This window comes from Pectobacterium peruviense (genome assembly GCF_003312355.2).
Lineage (GTDB): Bacteria > Pseudomonadota > Gammaproteobacteria > Enterobacterales > Enterobacteriaceae > Pectobacterium > Pectobacterium peruviense.
Window position 1 is genome coordinate 4,832,553 of record NZ_CP161826.1, and the last position, 20,341, is coordinate 4,852,893.

Annotated in this window: 15 protein-coding genes and 1 tRNA gene; 9 read left to right on the forward strand and 7 right to left on the reverse strand. The window is 50.4% G+C overall.

The window, feature by feature from the left end:
• The first annotated feature begins 165 nt into the window (after positions 1-165).
• Positions 166-1,365 carry an NAD(P)/FAD-dependent oxidoreductase gene (locus DUT67_RS21770; protein WP_048258122.1) on the forward strand — a complete coding sequence of 400 codons (1,200 nt, stop codon included), beginning with the start codon at positions 166-168 and terminating at the stop codon, positions 1,363-1,365.
• Between the two features lie 92 nt (positions 1,366-1,457).
• Positions 1,458-3,062 carry an EAL domain-containing protein gene (locus DUT67_RS21775; RefSeq protein WP_048258120.1) on the forward strand — a complete coding sequence of 535 codons (1,605 nt, stop codon included), beginning with the start codon at positions 1,458-1,460 and terminating at the stop codon, positions 3,060-3,062.
• Positions 3,063-3,105: 43 nt separating this feature from the next.
• Here DUT67_RS21775 and DUT67_RS21780 read toward each other — a convergent pair whose 3' ends face one another.
• The 4 genes from DUT67_RS21780 to ligB form a co-directional block, all read right to left on the reverse strand.
• Entirely contained in the window at positions 3,106-3,630 is a 525-nt protein-coding gene (locus DUT67_RS21780; RefSeq protein WP_048258290.1) for an Ail/Lom family outer membrane beta-barrel protein, read from the reverse strand.
• Positions 3,631-4,046: 416 nt separating this feature from the next.
• Positions 4,047-4,123 (reverse strand) — tRNA-Pro (locus tag DUT67_RS21785).
• A 254-nt stretch (positions 4,124-4,377) separates the two neighbouring features.
• On the reverse strand, positions 4,378-6,060 hold the full coding sequence (gene eptB, locus DUT67_RS21790; protein WP_113626033.1) for a kdo(2)-lipid A phosphoethanolamine 7''-transferase: 1,683 nt from the start codon (positions 6,058-6,060) through the stop codon (positions 4,378-4,380).
• Between the two features lie 256 nt (positions 6,061-6,316).
• Positions 6,317-8,008 (reverse strand): NAD-dependent DNA ligase LigB, encoded by a 1,692-nt coding sequence (gene ligB / locus DUT67_RS21795; RefSeq protein ID WP_113626034.1) that lies wholly within the window; start codon positions 8,006-8,008, stop codon positions 6,317-6,319.
• Positions 8,009-8,451: 443 nt separating this feature from the next.
• Between ligB and gmk the strand changes: the two genes are divergently transcribed.
• From gmk to DUT67_RS21830, 7 genes are all read left to right on the forward strand, one after another.
• Positions 8,452-9,075, forward strand: a complete 624-nt coding sequence (gene gmk / locus DUT67_RS21800; RefSeq protein ID WP_048258116.1) for a guanylate kinase — start codon at positions 8,452-8,454, stop codon at positions 9,073-9,075.
• 53 nt (positions 9,076-9,128) lie between these two features.
• Positions 9,129-9,404 (forward strand): DNA-directed RNA polymerase subunit omega, encoded by a 276-nt coding sequence (rpoZ, locus tag DUT67_RS21805; protein WP_011091685.1) that lies wholly within the window; start codon positions 9,129-9,131, stop codon positions 9,402-9,404.
• 18 nt (positions 9,405-9,422) lie between these two features.
• Complete coding sequence (gene spoT, locus DUT67_RS21810; protein WP_048258114.1) at positions 9,423-11,522, forward strand: bifunctional GTP diphosphokinase/guanosine-3',5'-bis pyrophosphate 3'-pyrophosphohydrolase; 2,100 nt, start codon at positions 9,423-9,425, stop codon at positions 11,520-11,522.
• A 5-nt stretch (positions 11,523-11,527) separates the two neighbouring features.
• Complete coding sequence (gene trmH, locus DUT67_RS21815; protein WP_113626035.1) at positions 11,528-12,220, forward strand: tRNA (guanosine(18)-2'-O)-methyltransferase TrmH; 693 nt, start codon at positions 11,528-11,530, stop codon at positions 12,218-12,220.
• Positions 12,220-14,301, forward strand: a complete 2,082-nt coding sequence (gene recG, locus DUT67_RS21820; RefSeq protein ID WP_113626049.1) for an ATP-dependent DNA helicase RecG — start codon at positions 12,220-12,222, stop codon at positions 14,299-14,301. The genes trmH and recG overlap by 1 nt, the downstream gene beginning before the upstream one ends.
• Positions 14,302-14,467: 166 nt before the next feature.
• Entirely contained in the window at positions 14,468-15,856 is a 1,389-nt protein-coding gene (locus DUT67_RS21825; protein ID WP_113632077.1) for an NCS2 family protein, read from the forward strand.
• Between the two features lie 157 nt (positions 15,857-16,013).
• Positions 16,014-17,705 carry an AsmA family protein gene (locus DUT67_RS21830; RefSeq protein WP_113626037.1) on the forward strand — a complete coding sequence of 564 codons (1,692 nt, stop codon included), beginning with the start codon at positions 16,014-16,016 and terminating at the stop codon, positions 17,703-17,705.
• Between the two features lie 309 nt (positions 17,706-18,014).
• Here DUT67_RS21830 and fabY read toward each other — a convergent pair whose 3' ends face one another.
• The 3 genes from fabY to yihX all read right to left on the reverse strand — a co-directional run bounded on the left by fabY (position 18,015) and on the right by yihX (position 20,208).
• A complete protein-coding gene (gene fabY / locus DUT67_RS21835) occupies positions 18,015-18,956 on the reverse strand; it encodes a fatty acid biosynthesis protein FabY (RefSeq protein WP_113626038.1) in 942 nt (313 codons plus the stop codon).
• Between the two features lie 138 nt (positions 18,957-19,094).
• On the reverse strand, positions 19,095-19,532 hold the full coding sequence (dtd, locus tag DUT67_RS21840; protein ID WP_113626039.1) for a D-aminoacyl-tRNA deacylase: 438 nt from the start codon (positions 19,530-19,532) through the stop codon (positions 19,095-19,097).
• Between the two features lie 64 nt (positions 19,533-19,596).
• Entirely contained in the window at positions 19,597-20,208 is a 612-nt protein-coding gene (gene yihX, locus DUT67_RS21845; RefSeq protein ID WP_113626040.1) for a glucose-1-phosphatase, read from the reverse strand.
• Between the last annotated feature and the right edge of the window lie 133 nt (positions 20,209-20,341).

The following is a 20,341-nucleotide window of genomic DNA, read 5'->3' on the forward strand; positions in this document are numbered from 1 at the left end:
AGAAACCACTTAATCAATAAAAATCAAATAATTATATATTTTTACTAAATTATGCAAATTGTTACGCTGGTATCGAACACAAACCATCACTACAATTTGCCGCCCCATGGTTTATCAGCCTGCGGCAATCCAAGAAGATAAAATCACTCATCGGAGAAATGCATTGTGGAACAGTTTGACGTTGTCATCATCGGTGCCGGTGCAGCAGGCATGTTTTGTGCCGCACAGGCAGGACAACGCGGGCTGCGTGTTCTACTGCTCGATAACGGCAAGAAGGCTGGCCGGAAAATATTGATGTCCGGCGGTGGTCGCTGCAATTTTACCAATATGTATGCGGAACCGGCGGCGTATCTGTCCCAGAATCCTCACTTTTGTAAATCGGCACTGGCGCGTTATACCCAATGGGATTTCATTAGTCTGGTCAACAGCCACCGCATCGCTTACCACGAGAAAACGCTCGGCCAGCTATTCTGCGATGATTCCGCACAGCAAATCGTGGACATGTTGGTAACTGAGTGCGAGCAGGCTAACGTCACTCTCCGTCTGCGCAGCGAAGTTACCTCGGTGGAGAAATCTGACGATCGGTTCACCATCCATCTGAGCAACGGGACATCATTCCAAAGCGCATCGCTGGTCGTTGCCTGCGGCGGCCTGTCAATGCCTGGCTTGGGCGCGACGCCGTTCGGTTATCAGCTCGCCGCACAATTTGATATCAACGTACTCCCAACCCGCGCTGCGCTAGTGCCCTTTACGCTGCACAAGCCTTTGCTCGAACAGTTGCAAACGCTCTCCGGCGTCTCTGTGCCTACCATCGTCACCGCAGAAAACGGCGTGATATTCCGTGAAAATATCCTGTTCACGCATCGCGGGCTCTCTGGCCCCGCTATTTTGCAGATTTCCAGCTACTGGCAGGCCGGTGAATTCGTCACCATCAACTTACTGCCCGACTGCGATCTCACCCAGCTTATCAATGACGAACGCACAGTTCATCCGAATCAAAGCCTGAAAAACACGCTGGCACAGTGGCTACCTAAACGACTGGTCGAATGCCTACAGGCGTTAGGACAATTGCCGGACGTCACGTTGAAACAGCTCAACAGCGCACAGCAAACAGAGATTGAACAGAGCCTGCAACAGTGGCGCGTTCAGCCAAACGGCACAGAAGGTTACCGCACGGCTGAAGTGACCATCGGCGGCATCGATACCCGAGCCATCTCCTCCAAAACCATGGAAGCTAACGCGGTGCCGGGGCTGTATTTCATCGGTGAAGTAGTTGATGTAACTGGCTGGCTCGGCGGCTATAATTTCCAATGGGCCTGGAGTTCGGCATGGGCCTGCGCGCAGGCTCTGCCTTTCAGCAAATAGGCACTATAATAACCACTATTCAGCGCTCTCCTTGAATTCACGGAGAAAAGGACGTCTCTACATAGGCCTCTGCTGCCAGAAAGGAGATGTGAATGAGTCCCAGACGTAGTGAGCATAAGATCAATATGTTGCAGTTACTGGTCGCAGGTATGCTGCCATTGCTGCTCGGATTGTTGTTCACTTTTGTAGAGTCCAGATTAATGGTAAAGCGCGATTTGGAATCCACCGCGCAAATTGCCATGAATCATGCTGAGAATATTTCGACACAAGCATGGAAGATGGTGGATCGCCTCCAGCACTTTCATGGTCAGCCCTGCAACGTCATTGCCGATGAACTGCAACGTCTTGGCTCGATTTTTTCTTACTTTCGTGCGATTGGCGTGACTCATAATACCGACGTCTATTGCTCTTCAACTTTTGGTAGCACACTGACGCCAATAAGCCGCATCATTCAACAACCATTGCCGGATACCTATTCTGAACGCTGGAGCCTGTCGATCGCAGGTTCAGACAACGTAAAAGGACGCCCAGCGCTGATTTTCGTCCAGATGCCCCTCACGGGTTACGGCGCTTACGCTATGGTCGATGCGCAATACCTCATTGATCTTATGATTGCGATTAGCCAAATCCGGGGCTATGAACTCATTCTGCAAATGGATAATGGTCACCCAATTCAAACTGGCCCGACAATTGCGCCTCGCGCCGGCTTATTTTCTACCTCTGCGCTTGAAATCAAATCGGACCGCTTTCCCATTACTATCCATATTATCGCCCCCGCCTCTCAGGAAATAACGAACTGGAAGCAGGCATTTTTCACGTTTCTGCCACTGGCAATGATTCTCTCTCTGCTTTTCACTACGGCGATGTGGTACTGGCAAAAACGTAAATTATTATTCCGCGATGAAATCCGTAAAGGCATTGCTAACGGCGAATTTTCCGTATATTACCAGCCAATCTATGATGCGGATTCGCACTCCTGCACTGGCGTTGAAACATTACTCCGTTGGCGGCGCAGTAATGGCCAGTGGATTAGACCCGATGTATTTATCTCTGCCGCCGAAGCAGAAAGTATGATCATCCCCATCACTCGGCATTTATTTGATCTGGTCGCATCCGATATCGCCAGCTGGCAGGTGAAACCCGGATTTCATCTGGGGCTCAACGTTGCAGCCGAGCATTTGCATCATCCAAGTTTCGTACCAGACGTACATCGCTTTGCGGAGAAGGTCGCCTCACATTCATTAAGCATTACGCTGGAACTCACAGAACGTAACCTCATCAGCAACGGTCCTGAAATCATACAGCGCCTGCATCAGTTGCGTGAAGATGGCTTTATGATTGCCATCGATGACTTTGGCACTGGCCACTGTTCACTCTCTTATCTGCAAAATTTTCCGCTGGATTGCCTGAAAATAGATCAGGGATTCGTCAGTGCGATTTCATCTCCGGACGAAGAAGCTCCTATTCTTGATGCCATTATTAATTTAAGCCATCGCATCAAGCTTCAATCCATCGCGGAAGGCGTGGAAACCGAACAGCAACTCATGTATTTACAGCGGCGCGGTGTCAAATATATACAGGGATTCCTTTATGCTAAGCCGATGGACAATGAATCGTTGCATGTCTGGCTTCACTATAATGGTAATAAATCGATTGAGAGTTTTATCAATAAAAACGTGGAAGGGGAAAATAAGTAATAACCGGCGGAAGCCTGTCCACCGGTTTTCTATGTCAGGAAAATCAGAAACGATAACCGACGCCAATATTAAAGCTATCTACACGCGTTTCATAAATTTTTGTGCCTTCGTAGCCAATATCAATTGCCCAGTTGGCTACTGGCGTAATTTGGATACCAGCGCCGTAAGCAAAGCTGGATTTGCTTTCACTACCAGATTCACGGAAAGCATCTCCTTCTTCCCAACTGGATTTACCGTGGCCAATACCCGCCAAACCATAAACACTGACATATTCGTTAAAGCGGTAAGATGGGCCAGCCATGAGTGAATAATATTTCAGTTTATAAACATCATTGCTTGAATTCTGATAATACTCTGTTTGTTCCGCGCTCACATAAGTGAAAGAGCCAATAATGCCAAGAGCGGAATCACCCTGATAATGGTATTTGGCCGTAATCCCTTTTGGATCTTTAAAATCATCGACTTTCGCCTGGGCATAACCCAAGGACACCGTTTGTGTCGCCTGAGCAACAGACATTCCCATAGCACAAGCAATCAGAGTGGAAAGCAGCAGTGTTGTTTTTTTCATGATCGAAACATCTTCCATGTTTGAATAAAAAAGACGGTTTCAACAAAGCGAATATATAACTATCGCGAATGTTGGCCGCACACAAACTTACATTTAAATACGGCGAGGTAAAGTCAGTCTTATTTTTAAACAACGAGAAGAATTATTATTTTAATCATTAAAAAACAAAAGGATAAGAATCATTCAGGGTAATTAACGCGCACTTTTTTACTCTGTTTTTGGGAACATTCCGAACTAAACGCTGGGAAAATATGGCAATACTCAACGCCAAAGAATACTGATAAAAAACCCTGTTCTTTGAAGGAGTATTTTTATAAATGACTAGTTTTAGACATGAGTACTTTAGAAACGAACGGTATGAATAGACGATGTTGAAGCAGGATGAAAAATGAAAATGAGTTACTGGGGAAGAATGTTGGTCGGCGAGAGAGGATTCGAACCTCCGACCCACTGGTCCCAAACCAGTTGCGCTACCAAGCTGCGCTACTCGCCGAATGCGGGCGCATATTACTGCTACCTTATTAGAGCGTCAATACCTTTTTCGCAAAAGGATTCTGGCTGCTGTTAAAGTATCCATTCCTTGTATTTACAGCCTGAAACCCGACATCCTTGTCTGTGGTTCATGTCAATTATACCCGTCATACTTCAAGTTGCATGTGCGTTGGCGACGTTCAGTCACCCGAATCACTTACCTGAGTAAGCTCATCGGGACTCCTTCGCTTGCCGCCTTCCTGAAACTCGAATTATTTAGGGTATAGCGGGTTTCTGACACCAGTTATTTTTAGGGTTAATACCGCCATCAGGCGACGTGTATCCCAGACATCCGAGAACCGTGTCAAACAGCTCTTCATGGCGATGTGTTTTGCCAACGCGCTGTTGCGCCTTCAACTGCTCAAACGCATGCAGATTATCGGTGTCAGCCAGAAATTTATCTGATGTCCATACCATCATCGGTGAACGGAACTGTTCAGGCGGCGCCATCTGACGCGGCGTACCATGCAAATGGTAGTTATCATCGATGGACTCACCATGATCGGAAGCATAAAACACAATAGCTTTCTTATCCCGAACCTGATCGATCACGCTATCAATAAAGCTATCGGTATAGAGCACGCTATTATCAAAAGCATTAATCAGCTGATCACGCGTACAGGATGCATCAACGCCCATACACTCTGGCTGATAGCGCGCATAGCTGCGTGGATACCGCATGGAATACAGGTAGTGAGAACCCTTGGTATGCAGCACAATCAGATGCTTGCCTTTAGGGTAGCGTGCCAGCGATTCCTTGACCTCATCAACCAGCAACATATCTTGCACTGATTTGCCGTCATTGTGCTTCTCTGATGCAATCATTTCGCGGAAAGAATAGTTGTTCGCTTCAATGCTATTGTAAAACCACACCTCACTTTGCATAGCAAACAGCTCGGAGGTAAAGCCCAACTCTTTCATTACGGCAAAGACATTCTGTTCTTTCAGCGTTCGCTGCGGGTTGTCTTCCGTACCGCCTTCTCGCACAAACATACAACGCATGGAAAGCTTGGTTGAGGTATCACACGATTGGCCACGGAATGCGACCAGATTCTTTTCTTTTGACAGCTTCGGCGTCGTATCTCTTTCGTAGCCTAATAGCCCCATGTGATCCCAGCGGGTTGTTTCACCAATAATGAAAACCACGTAGGTATCGTCAATGCCTTTCGGCGGGACGTAGGTAAAATGCTGAGCTGGATCGAAAAGATTAGAAGAGTCCAGGCTCTCGTCAAACTTGGTATACGCAAATAACCCTAATGCGGATAACCAGTTAGAAGGCAGATACGAGTGAGCCACGACGCCACCATAGCTGGGCAAATCCACATTGGATTCTCGCTCGGACACTGCCTGAATGTTATCCATATAGCGAAGCGGCATCCAAACCAACGCAACGACAGCCACAAGAACCAAAAGAGGAATCAAACGCTTTCCTGGTGATTTAAGCTGCTCGATCAGCGTATGACGCAGCGAGTTTTTCCAGATCAAAAACAGCGGCAGCGCACTTACCAACAGCATCCACAGGAAAAAACGAAAACCAATAACTTCTTTAGAAAGATCAATATCCGTGGTCATGACCGCTGCAATAATCCCATAGCCGATCACGACATTAAAAAACGTCATGTAATAGCTTGCAGCAACGGAAATCAGCACTAAGAAAGAAGCAATAACTCGATAAAAACGACGTCCCCCGAGAGAAATGATCCTCATCAGGAAAAAGGTGAATAAGATACTCGCAGTCAATTCGACAAGAGCGGGAATGAATGTTGGAACCTGGCTACCAGCAGAGAGTGAAAAATAATCAAACCGACGGTAATACACTGAGATATTGAGAAAAAGGCCAATATAAACTGCCAGGACAAACGATAACTTGGGTTGCGAAAAAGATGCTACAAACTTCATTATGACAAGTGCTCCAACAAAACCTTTCTTATTATCTGAAGCTATACGACAACATCCCTATGTCTGAGTTCAACGGAAATAATCAGACTCTCAGGCATTTTTATATCGTAAACAGCAAATAGGCTCACACCGTTTAATTGGTAAATTTTACTTATGATTAAGCAGGGGAAACAGAAAAAAATTGTCCTTTTATGTGAATGGAACTACTAAAAAATAAAAAGTGCGATTCCAATATTTACTGAAAAACCACCGTTGCTTATCTATGTATTCCCTCACGATCCAACCGGGCAATTAATTCCACCACGATGGGGTGATTCAGGAACGCCATAATCTCTTCTGCACGTCGTTCCCCAATGCCCGAGAACTGCCGCCATTGTTGCGCCGTCCGTTGCTGTAATGCCACCCAATCCACATTATCCAATGCATTAATTGCCGAACGAGGAACAGGAATGCCCAGTGCAAGTAGCCAATGGGATAGCGACTTCTGTCGTGCCGACTGGAAACTCGTGTAAATATCTCGCGCCCGCTTATCACCCATACCGTTGATGGCATTAAGCTGTGGCTCGGTCAGAGATAACCACGACAGCACATCCCCCAGTAAATCATGTTGCATCAAGCGTAGCCACATCCCGTCACGCATTCCCGCCAGATTTAAACCGTGTTCGCCACTCAACCAGACTAAGCGCGCCAGAAATTGCTGTTGGCAAATTACACTATAATGAAAACAGCTAAAAGCATGGAAATTATGTTCATCAGGCGAAACGATGATGGGCCGTTCAGTCCCACGCCATACTACATTATCCAAACGTGGAATCCCCTGCCCGGCCAGGCTGACACTTACCCGATCGCCGGGCAACACATCCCATTGCTTCCAACGAGACAGCGAACCCACATTCACTCGACTGACCGATTTATCATCCAATTTCAAAGGACTAAGCTTCAACACCACGGCGATCTTACCTGTACGTCCGACAGAAAATGCAACATCGGTGACTTCCGCAACCTGATGAACAGGCGGATATTTCCATGCGATCGCCCAGTCGGCCGAGGTGTTACGCCAATAGCGCCCCTGCGGTTCTTTAGTCTGGCGGATAACCACACCATCCGTCACAAAAGGTAGTGGGCTGTGATACCACTGATGACGCCATTTCTCAGCATCGGCGAATGACGTAATGGCATGGGTATAGTCTGCTGTCATGGCAAACCCCATTTCCTTCAATTTTTTCAGCCGTTCGAGCATCGCTTGTGGGCCATCCGGCCATTCCCAAACAAACAGGCCAATCTGCGCCAACACAGGGGATGGCTGATGACGACGCATTTCTCCTGCCACCGTCGAGCGTGCATTAACGCCGCCCTGAGTGTGCTGCTGATGATCGGTCATCTTCAGGAAAAGCTCCCCTTGTAATACCAATGAGGAAGGTGCGCCGTCTAATAAATGAGGAATTTCTGGAATCAGGCGAACCTTTTCGGTCCAATTCTCACCTTGCAGGCCGTTGCCTCGGCTAACCGCAGACACAAGCTTGCCGTGCTGATAGACCAGTGTGACGGCCACACCATCAACTTTTGGCTGAATCCATAAATCCTCACGCTGTGTGATCCATTGCACCAACCGCCCGCGGTCAGACAATTTTTTCAATCCCGTATGAGCAACAGGATGAGGCTGCTTACCATTATCGGGTAACCGAGCGGGAATCACGTTTTGAGGCTGAAAGCAGCCCATCCACTGGTTTAACTGTTCCCGCAGTTGATCATAAACATCATCCTCTATCGGGCTTTTCCCTTCGGTGTAATACACGTCATCCCACTGTTCTAACTGCTGACGTAATACATCAATTTCCTTGATCGAACGTGTGTTATCCCAGTCGGGACACGCTCTGGCCGCAGCAGGGAGACTGCTGATACCACCAGCAACAATGATAATTAAAAAGACGCTGTTCCTGAGCCACATAGAACCTCCAGCCATCCATTAGCGAATGGCCGCAGTACATAGCAACGGAGGGGAAAATACGAGGCGAGAAAAAGAGAAATGCCAAGCGCGCCGCAAGATGATTTATCGTTTGCAACCCCGACAAGAAAGACAGGAATATGCTTCGCATTCTAAAAAAGAAACACTGGAAAAAGATTTGCCCGATGGCATAACGGAAAAACAATCTGCGGAGAATTTATCGTAGCGCGACTGATGGCACATTGGCGTGTATAATGCGGAGAAATGCGCATGTCCCTGCTGCATATACCCTAAATAATTCGAGTTGCAGGAAGGCGGCGACACAGTGAGTCCCCAAGAGCTTACTCAAGTAAGTGACTGGGGTGAGCGAGGAAGCCAACGCACATGTAGCTTGAAGTATAACGGGTATATCAACATCCACCATCGTAACGTAAATAAACTTCATTATGGCTCAAGGCACGTTATATATCGTTTCTGCTCCCAGTGGGGCCGGGAAATCCAGCCTGATTCAGGCATTATTAAAAACGCAGCCGCTTTACGACACTCAGGTATCGATTTCGCATACCACACGAGCGAAACGACCGGGAGAAAACCACGGCGAACACTATTTCTTCGTCGAAGTCGATGAATTCAAACGTATGATTCAGGATAGTGAGTTCCTGGAGCACGCTGAAGTCTTCGGTAATTACTACGGTACATCCCGACCAGCAATTGAGCAGGTATTAGCGACAGGCGTTGATGTTTTTCTGGATATCGACTGGCAGGGTGCCCAGCAAATCCGCGCCAAAATGCCGCACGCGCGCAGTATTTTCATTCTGCCGCCGTCAAAAGAAGAACTGGCTCGCCGTCTACGTGGTCGTGGACAAGACAGCGATGAGGTCATTGCCCGCCGGATGTCGCAGGCCGTGGCTGAAATGACGCATTACGGCGAGTATGATTACCTGATTGTGAATGATGATTTCGATCTGGCGCTGCTCGATCTGAAAACCATTATTCGCGCCGAACGTCTGCGTTTGAGCAGACAAAAGGTTCGGCATGATGCATTAATCACCAAACTATTGGCAGACTGACGCCTCTTTCAGTATGATGCCCAGTCATTTTATTTCCTGTGGAGTAGCACATTATGGCACGCGTAACTGTTCAAGACGCTGTAGAGAAAATTGGTAACCGTTTTGACCTGGTGTTGGTCGCTGCTCGTCGCGCCCGTCAACTCCAGACTGGCGGCAAAGATCCGTTGGTTCCTGAAGAAAACGATAAGTACACCGTGATCGCACTGCGTGAGATCGAAGACGGTCTGATCAACAACCAGATTCTGGATGTTCGTGACCGTCAGGAACAGCAAGAGCAGGAAGCCGCAGAGATTCAAGCGGTCACCGCAATTGCTGAAGGCCGCCGTTAATCACACCACGAGTCGCCCTTGTACATTTTTGAAAGCCTTAATCTGCTGATTCAACGTTATCTTCCCGAAGATCAGATCAAACGTTTACAGCAGGCTTATTTGGTTGCACGTGATGCTCACGAGGGGCAGACTCGCTCCAGCGGTGAACCATATATCACACACCCTGTTGCCGTCGCCTGTATTCTGGCGGAGATGCGTCTCGATTACGAAACGCTGATGGCAGCACTGCTGCATGATGTTATAGAGGACACCCCCGCCACCTATCAGGACATGGAACAGCTTTTTGGTAAAAGCGTTGCTGAACTGGTAGAGGGTGTTTCCAAGCTGGACAAACTAAAGTTCCGCGATAAGAAAGAAGCGCAGGCTGAAAACTTTCGCAAAATGATCATGGCGATGGTGCAAGATATTCGCGTCATCCTGATCAAACTTGCAGACCGTACCCATAACATGCGCACGCTGGGGTCATTACGCCCAGACAAACGTCGCCGCATTGCCCGCGAAACGCTGGAAATATACAGCCCGCTGGCACACCGACTGGGTATCCATCACCTCAAAACCGAGTTGGAAGAACTGGGCTTTGAGGCACTGTATCCGAATCGTTATCGCGTAATTAAAGAGGTCGTTAAGGCTGCGCGCGGTAACCGCAAGGAAATGATTCAGAAAATCCTGACGGAAATCGAAGGGCGCTTGACGGAAGCGGGGATTGCCTGCCGCGTCAGTGGTCGTGAAAAACACCTGTACTCTATCTACTGCAAAATGCACCTGAAAGAACAGCGTTTTCACTCCATCATGGATATCTACGCGTTTCGGGTCATCGTCAAAGAGTTGGACACCTGCTATCGCGTGCTCGGTCAGGTTCACAGCCTGTATAAGCCACGTCCGGGCCGAGTGAAAGATTATATCGCCATTCCCAAAGCTAACGGCTATCAATCACTGCATACGTCTCTAATTGGCCCACACGGCGTGCCGGTCGAAGTACAAATTCGCACCGATGACATGGATCAAATGGCGGAAATGGGTGTTGCCGCGCACTGGGCTTATAAAGAAGGCGAGAGCAGCACCACCGCACAGGTACGCGCGCAGCGCTGGATGCAAAGCCTGCTAGAACTCCAGCAAAGCGCCGGTAGCTCATTTGAATTTATCGAAAGCGTTAAGTCCGATCTATTCCCTGACGAGATGTACGTCTTTACGCCGGAAGGCCGCATTGTAGAACTCCCCGCAGGCGCGACGCCTGTCGATTTCGCTTACGCGGTCCACACCGATATCGGCCACGCCTGCGTCGGCGCGCGCGTTGACCGTCAGCCTTATCCGCTGTCACAATCGCTCACCAGCGGCCAAACCGTTGAAATCATTACCGCACCGGGTGCCAGACCGAATGCCGCGTGGCTTAACTTTGTGGTTAGCTCCAGAGCGCGTTCCAAAATTCGTCAGATGCTGAAAAACCTCAAGCGTGATGATTCCGTGAGCCTCGGACGTCGTTTACTGAACCACGCATTAGGCAACGGCCGCAAACTTTCCGATATCCCTGAAAAGTCGATTCAGCTTGAGCTTGAGCGCATGAAGCTCGCTACGCTGGACGATCTGATGGCCGAAGTTGGTATGGGTAATGCCATGAGCGTCGTTGTGGCAAAAAATCTGCTGAATGAGCAATCTGAACTGGGAACTACCGGGTTACGCAAGCTTCCGATCAAAGGCGCCGATGGCGTAATGCTCTCCTTTGCCAAATGCTGTCGCCCCATCCCAGGCGATCCGATCATTGCCCACGTCAGCCCCGGTAAAGGGCTGGTGATTCACCATGAATCCTGTCGCAACATTCGCGGCTATCAGAAAGAACCTGAAAAATTCATGGCAGTCGAATGGGATAAAGTGACGGAACAAGAGTTCATCGCCGAAATCAAAGTGGATATGTTCAACCATCAGGGCGCACTCGCGAATCTGACGGCAGCGATCAACGCCGCGAACTCTAATATTCAGAGCATCAATACGGAAGAGAGGGACGGCCGCGTATACAGCGCTTTTATCCGCCTCACCACCCTCGACCGCGTTCATCTGGCCAACATTATGCGTAAAATTCGCGTGATGCCGGATGTTATCAAAGTTAACCGTAACCGAAATTAATCGTCATGACCCCTCAACGTTATGCCCGCATAAAAGAAATGCTGAACTGTCGTCAGCCCGATCTGACGGTTTGCATGGAGCAGGTGCATAAACCCCATAACATTTCTGCCGTTATCCGTACTGCGGATGCCGTCGGCGTACATCAGGTTCATGCAATTTGGCCCACCAGCCGAATGAAAACGCTGGTTTCCTCCGCCGCGGGCAGTAATAGTTGGGTAGAAGTTAAAACCCATCGCACCATACATGATGCGGTCGGCCACCTGAAGAATGAGGGGATGCAGGTTCTGGCGACCAATTTGTCTGAACACGCGGTCGATTTTCGGGAAATTGATTACACCCGCCCGACCTGTATTCTGCTCGGACAAGAAAAAACCGGAATTACTGCTGAAGCGCTCAAACTAGCAGATAGAGATATCATCATACCGATGACCGGCATGGTGCAGTCTCTGAATGTCTCCGTGGCCTCTGCGTTGATCCTGTATGAAGCACAGCGCCAGCGCCAGAACGCTGGCATGTATCAGCGTGAAGACAGCCCACTGGATGAAGAAGAGCAGCAGCGCCTGCTGTTTGAAGGGGGCTATCCGGTACTCGCGCGAGTTGCAAAACGTAAAGGGCTGCCTCGGCCTTATATTGACCATCAGGGTCAGATTGTAGCGGATACCCCGTGGTGGGCCGCGATGCAATCGTCAGAGTGCTGATGAAAGGCCGCCTGCTAAACACCCAACCGCTGAGCACACTTGCTGGCGTGGGTGCCAGTCAGGCAGCAAAACTCGCCCGACTCGGGCTGGAAACCGTACAGGATCTCCTGCTGCACTTGCCTTTACGCTACGAAGACCGCACGCACCTTTATCCGATTGGCGACCTCCTTCCCGGTATGTATGCCACCGTGGAAGGTGAAATCCTACGCAACGACATCACCTTTGGCAGCCGCCGTATGTTGACCTGCCAAATCAGCGACGGCAGCGGTCTGCTGACCATGCGTTTTTTCAATTTCAGCGCAGCGATGAAAAACAGCCTCGCGCCGGGACAACGTGTTACCGCTTATGGCGAAATCAAGCGTGGCAAAATCGGCGCGGAAATCATCCATCCTGAATACCGTGTTCAGGGAGATAGCACGCAGGTTGAGCTACAGGAATCGCTCACACCGGTTTACCCCTCCACAGAGGGAATTCGCCAGGCGACACTCCGCAAACTTACCGATCAGGCGCTGGAGCTGCTCGCCGCAAACCACATCGATGAGTTACTGCCTGAATCACTAAGCCGATCGCTCATTAGCCTGCCGGATGCGCTGCGCACGTTACATCGCCCCCCACCGGATATGCAACTCAGCGAGCTTGAGCATGGGAAACACCCAGCACAGCAGCGGCTAATTATGGAAGAACTGCTGGCGCATAATCTGAGTATGCTCGCCGTGCGGGCAGGGGAACAGCGACATAAAGCGTCGCCGCTACCGACAAAGGACAGTCTGAAACAGCAACTGCTCGCCGCCCTACCGTTCACACCCACGCAGGCGCAAGATCGTGTCGTAGCTGAGATTGAAACGGATATGGCGAAAGATTTCCCGATGATGCGTCTGGTACAAGGCGATGTGGGGTCAGGGAAAACGCTGGTCGCCGCATTGGCCGCATTACGTGCCATTGCCAGCGGTAAACAGGTCGCACTGATGGCACCAACAGAGCTATTGGCCGAACAGCACGCCCATAATTTCCGCCAGTGGTTCGAACCATTAGGGCTTGAAGTCGGCTGGCTGGCTGGCAAACAAAAAGGAAAAGCGCGTCAGGCACAGCAGGACGCCATCGCCAGCGGTCAGGTTTCCATGGTTGTTGGGACCCACGCTATCTTCCAGCAACAGGTGAAATTCAACGGACTGGCATTGGTCATCATCGATGAACAGCATCGCTTTGGCGTTCATCAACGACTGGCGCTCTGGGAGAAAGGTGAAGAACAGGGTTTTCATCCCCATCAACTGATTATGACCGCGACACCCATTCCCCGTACGTTAGCGATGACGGCTTATGCCGATCTCGATACCTCTGTCATTGATGAGCTGCCGCCGGGTAGAACCCCTGTCACCACCGTCGCCATACCAGATTCACGCCGCAGCGACATCATCGAACGGGTAAATAGCGCCTGTCAGCAGGAAGGTCGGCAAGCTTACTGGGTCTGTACGCTAATTGAAGAATCTGACCTCTTGGAAGCGCAGGCCGCAGAAGCCACCAGCGAAGAGCTGAAGGCTGCTTTGCCAAATCTCAAGGTTGGATTGGTTCACGGTCGCATGAAAGCACAGGAAAAGCTGGCGGTAATGCAGGCCTTCAAACAGGGTGAACTGCAACTGCTTGTGGCGACAACCGTCATCGAGGTCGGTGTGGATGTACCGAATGCCAGCCTGATGATCATTGAAAACCCAGAGCGTCTGGGTCTGGCACAGCTGCACCAATTGCGCGGGCGCGTCGGACGTGGTGCGATTGCATCTCACTGCGTGCTGCTCTACAAAACGCCAATGAGCAAGACTGCACAAAAACGGCTTCAGGTTCTACGCGATAGCAATGATGGCTTTGTCATCGCTCAACGCGATCTGGAGATTCGCGGGCCGGGTGAATTATTAGGTACGCGGCAGACAGGCAATGCCGAGTTCAAGGTGGCCGATCTCCTGCGCGATCAGGAACTGATTCCACAAGTGCAGCGCGTTGCCCGCCATCTGCATGAGCACTATCCCGAGCATGCCATTGCGCTCATCGAACGCTGGCTACCAGAGCGCGCCCGCTACACCAACGCCTAATCACGGCACAGTATTCTTCATTTTTACTAAAAGTATCCCTTTAAATAATAAGGTCTTACTCATCAGACAAAATTCATATCGAAAAGATGAGTTAGCAAACGTTTGCTTTCGACAAAGAGATCATTAAAATGCGCTCTTTGTCGTTTCAGGAACGCCAACTTACATCATGACTACCACCACGGAAACGTCCCAAACCGAAGCCGCTACCGCACCTCAGCGCAGTGAACTCATCTATCGTCTTGAAGACAGGCCGCCGCTGCCGCAGACGCTGTTTGCCGCCAGCCAGCATCTGCTTGCCATGTTTGTTGCGGTGATTACCCCCGCGCTACTGATCTGTCAGGCATTAGGTTTACCCGCTCAGGATACACAGCGAATAATCAGCATGTCGCTTTTCGCTTCCGGTCTGGCCTCTATTCTACAAATTAAAACTTGGGGCCCAGTCGGTTCTGGTCTGCTGTCTATTCAGGGCACCAGCTTTAACTTCGTGACGCCGCTGATTATGGGTGGGCTGGCGCTGAAGAACGGTGGAGCAGATGTTCCCACGATGATGGCAGCACTGTTCGGTACGCTGATGGTTGCTTCCTTCACCGAAATCATTCTTTCACGCTTCCTGCATTTAACTCGCCGTATCATTACCCCGCTGGTTTCCGGTATTGTGGTGATGATCATTGGTCTGTCGTTGATTCAGGTCGGCCTGACCTCTATCGGCGGCGGCTATGCCGCAATGGGTAATAACACCTTCGGCGCACCCAAGAACCTGCTATTAGCGGGTGCGGTGTTAGTGGTGATCATTCTGCTTAACCGCCAGCGTAATCCCTACCTTCGCGTCGCGTCGCTGGTAATTGCCATGGCGGTGGGTTATCTGGGTGCCTGGTTGATGGGAATGCTGCCGGAAAGCGCGCCTGCGCCACACGATACAATCATCATGGTGCCCACACCGCTGTATTACGGTTTAGGCTTTGATTGGAACCTGTTAATCCCGCTGATGCTGATTTTCATGGTGACGTCGTTAGAAACCATCGGTGACATCACCGCTACCTCTGACGTTTCAGAGCAGCCAGTCAGAGGCCCGCTGTACATGAAACGCTTAAAAGGCGGCGTGTTGGCTAATGGCCTGAACTCGTGCCTGTCTGCCGTGTTCAATACCTTCCCCAACTCATGCTTCGGCCAGAATAACGGCGTTATCCAGCTTACCGGTGTTGCCAGCCGCTATGTCGGTTTTGTAGTTTCGCTGATGCTGATCGCTCTGGGGCTATTCCCTGCCGTTAGCGGATTTGTACAGCATATTCCAGAGCCTGTTCTGGGCGGTGCGACTATCGTGATGTTTGGTACGATCGCGGCATCCGGAGTGCGCATTGTGTCCCGTGAGCCGCTGAACCGTCGCGCTATCATGATTATTGCGCTGTCACTGGCTGTCGGTCTTGGTGTATCACAGCAGCCATTGATTCTGCAATTCGCACCGGATTGGATTAAAACATTGCTGTCTTCCGGTATTGCCGCTGGCGGGATTACGGCTATCGTGCTGAATATGGTCTTCCCACACGAAGAAAAATAGCGCCAGCACGCAATAATTCCTGTTCAGTTCATGTAAAAGCGAGCGGTGATGCAACACCGCTCGCTTTTTACTGTCTGTAACAGCATTACCTATTGAGCCTTCAGGGAAATTGCGGCATAAGAACAGTTCTCCCTGACGATTGGCATGGACTGACACGATGAAATTTATCGGGAAATTATTGCTGACCCTACTACTGCTAGCCTTTTTAGCGCTGGTGGTCGTATATGTATTACTGCAAACCAGTTGGGCGGCAGGCTGGGTGAGTAATTGGGTAAACCAAAATACCGACTACCAGTTGTCACTGGGCAAAATTAATCACGACTGGTCAACGGTCGATCATATCCAACTCACCGATGTCAGTTTTGGCCAAAAAAACCAGCCACCGACGCTCACGGCAAAGCAGGTTTCAGCCGGATTTAGCGCGCGCCAAATTACCGAGCCACGCCATTTCGCTAGCCTGGAACTGGAAGGCGGAACACTAAACCTGTCCTCACAGGCCGCCACGCTCCCTATCGAAGCCGATGTGCTACAGCTGCGTACAATGGCACTGCAGGCAAAGGATGGCGATTGGCGTCTGAATGGTCAGCAGATAAATGGCGGAATGATGCCGTGGCAGCCCGAAGCGGGTTATCTACTGGGCAAACAAGGGCAGTTCCAGCTCAGCGCCCGTTCACTCGAACTCAACGATATTCCCGCCAGCCAGGTATTGGTGCAGGGCGAAATCAACCACAACCAGCTGATTCTGAGCAATTTCGGCGCTGATGTCGCTCAAGGGCAGCTAACAGGCAACGCCAGCCGCGCAGAAGATGGTAGCTGGCAGATCGGTAGCCTACGGCTCAGCAATGTTCGTTTGCAAACGCAGAGAACGCCGGAAGCCTTCTGGCAACCCGTCACCGAGCTTCCTTCTGTTACGGTTAACCGCTTTGACCTGATTGATGCTCGTATTGAAGGGCCAGGATGGGCATTTATCGATCTGGATGTCGCACTGCAAAATGTCACGTTTAAGCAGAATGACTGGGAGAGCGAAGGGGGTACGCTGTCATTCAATGCCACCGATATTGTGAACGGCAACATGCATCTTATCGACCCTATCGTGAATCTGGATTTGTCACCGGCAGGCGTTAACATCAAGCAGTTCTCTACCCGCTGGGAAGGCGGTCTACTGCGAACCAATGGCAATTGGCAACGTAATAATCGCCGTCTACAGCTGAATGAATTTGTTGTCGCAGGGATGGAATACACGCTCCCCGGCGACTGGCGCCAGCGCTGGCAAGCGACGCTACCATCATGGCTGTCAGAAGTGAATGTGCGAAAATTCACGGCAAATCGTAACTTGCTAATCGATATCAACCCAGATTTTCCTTTCCAGCTAACCGCATTGGATGGCTACGGCAGCGATTTACTGCTGGCTCGTAATCACCAGTGGGGAATGTGGACCGGATCGTTGAATCTTAATGCCAGCGATGCGACGTTCAATAAAGTCGATGTGCGCCGCCCCTCGATGGCACTGGTAGCCGACGATAATCAGATCGCCATTAACGAACTTAGCGCATTTACGCAAAATGGTATGCTGGATGCCAAGGCGACCATCAATCAGCAACCCGCTCGTAATTTCTGCCTGTCGTTTACAGGACGCGCCGTACCGCTGGATGTTCTGACGCGTTGGGGATGGCCAGAACCCGCAACTGCGCCGACAGGCAACACGAATTTGCAATTACAGTTAAATGGGCGGCTTGCGGCCGATACGCCGCTGAAGCCGACGTTAAACGGTACGCTGCAAGGCGTGGATAGCAACGACCATCCTATCAGGCAGCAAATGCATCAGGGTACGGTCACGGAAACGCCATAAATATTACGTTTTCGAAATACGGATGAGCAAAACATCCACAGTGTCATAGCCTGCTGAGAGAACAGGGTAAACCCTCATGCTAACCACTTAAGTATAGTTTTAGGGGGAAGCACGGTGATGAGGCTCCCGCAGGGATGCCTCGCACCGTGGTAGCACCCGGTATCTCGATCCTTAAATGATCGGCATTAGGGTAAACCCCGTGAAAATCACAGGGTTTACTAAGACGAGATGCAGATATCACGAGGTACTGCTGGTTAGCGCGAAGCGTGATGTACGGATGGGAAGAGCGTCATAATAAGCTGCTGTGGGTTAATCGACTTCCGATCCACCCTCTTCTAATGGCGCATCCGGCTGAGCAGGCAGCACGATGTAAACACCCTCAAATAGCGCCCCTTTATTGTCATCACCGAACAGCTCTACGTTTAACTGCACACGAGCTTTACGCCCACGCGCAAGACGATCCAGATCGCCACTCAGCGACCCCAAATCGGCAATGGCACTCGGTCGGCCACTGACTGGCGTACTGTAACGAATATGCGCGTCCGCAAGAATAATGGTTCCGCCAAGGTGCTGTTCACGCAGCAACAGCCAGATCAATCCCCAACCTGTGAGCGTTGCGAGAGAAAACATGCTGCCAGCAAAAAGCGTGTGATGCGGGTTCTGATTACCCGCTTCAGGCATGGTGGTGATAAATTTTTTCCCAGTGTACTGGCTTATCCGCACACCCATTTTTTCACTCAGCGGGATATGATCGTACCAGGCCTGTTGCAGTTGTCCGCACCAGTCAGCACGATGCAGAATATCATCTAGCGTCGCCACCGGTTTGATCATCAGGAAGTGCCGTACTGGCGTCGTTTGTGGCGCTAAAATCTCTCCCTGATTAACAAAACCTAGCTTGGAGAAGAAGTCCATTGCGTCTTCGCGAGCGCTACAGACTACGCGCTTGACGCCTTCCTGGCGCGCGACAGACTCCAGAGTCATCGCAAGCAGTGTTCCCAGCCCTTTCCCTCGCAGATCGGGATGAACGGCTAGAAAGCGGATTGCCGCCTCATTATCCGCATTAATAGAAAGACGCCCAATCGCGACCAGCTTCCCCTGTTCATCGACTACGATTTGGTGATGTGCCAAAGCATCATAGGCATCACGCTCAGAGCCTAACGGCTGGTGTAGAGGTTTACGCAGCATTTCCCAGCGAAATTGATAGTACGCATCCAGTTCTTCTGCGCTTTCAGGTACTCTCAGATGATACATAACCCTTCCTCAATGCCGATGATGCTTTATTGCACCATGGTTCATAAGATCAAACCGCTGACAAACTTATACACGGAACGGCAACGACAATGATGCTTTTTACAATACGGCGGTAGCCACACTCTGCCTGTAGCCACATTATGTTTGCAGCCAAAACGTCACAGGGCCATCATTCACCAATGCCACTTTCATATCCGCGGCAAACTGCCCCGTTTCCGTATGAACGCCTTGCTCACGACATTGCCCGACAAAATACTGGTAGAGGCGATCGGCCTCTGAGGGATGCGCACCACGGGAAAAACCTGGTCGCATGCCACGCTGCGTATCAGCCACCAACGTAAATTGAGAAACCACCAGCACATTTCCGCCAGCCTGACGCACATTGAGGTTCATTTTCCCGTCATCGTCACCGAATATCCGGTAACCCAACACGCGCTCGCAGAGTCGCGTGGCTTTTTGCTCGTCATCGCCTTGCTCAACACCCAGAAATATCAGCAAACCCTTATCGATTTCCCCAATGATATTGCCTTCTACCGTAACGCTGGCGCTGGATACCCGCTGAATTAGCGCAATCATAAAACCCAACTACTCCTGATGTTATCATTCCCAATAGGGGCTGTGTCCGCTCCTGCGATATAAATCATGCTTTGGCCGTCGTCGCCTGCATAGCGAAAAAATCTGGCACCACCTGACGATTGGTCACCAGAATGCTGTGAATTCCCAGGCTTTGTGCAGCATCGACATTCGCGGAATTATCGTCAAAAAATACGGCCTGATCTGGCGTAACGCCTTCTTGCGTCAGGACATAGTGATAAATCGCCAATTCCGGCTTACGTAATCCAATGTCTTGAGACAGATAGATCCTGTCAGCCGTGGCTCCCACTTCTGGGAATAATGCAGGCCAGTGTGAACAATGGAGGCGGTTGGTATTCGACAGAATTACCACACGGTGCCCTTCCTGACGCAGGCGCTGCATGATGTCGATAACCTCAGGGCGCAACGCGACAAAAATAGCCTGCCAGCCCGCGGTGAATTGCTCGAAGCTCAGGGCGATGCCCATTTCCTGACACAGTCTGGTGGCAAACTCTTCATCGCTGATTTCACCCCGTTCATGCTGTTCAAACGCTTCTCCCATGACAAAGCGCTCTTGCAACGTCGCGAGCGGTGCGCTGCTCAGATTACTCCAGACGCCCAATACTCTTTTGAAATCAATATCAATGACGACATTACCCAAATCAAAGATATACAGCATGGCAGCCACCTCCTGACGCAATCGTAGGATTTTCACTGTAGCGGGAAATGGCGAAACTGAACAGGGAGGAAATATAAGGAAAGGTTAAAGTGGAAGAAAGCGCATAAAATTCAGGGCACCCGAAGGTGCCCTG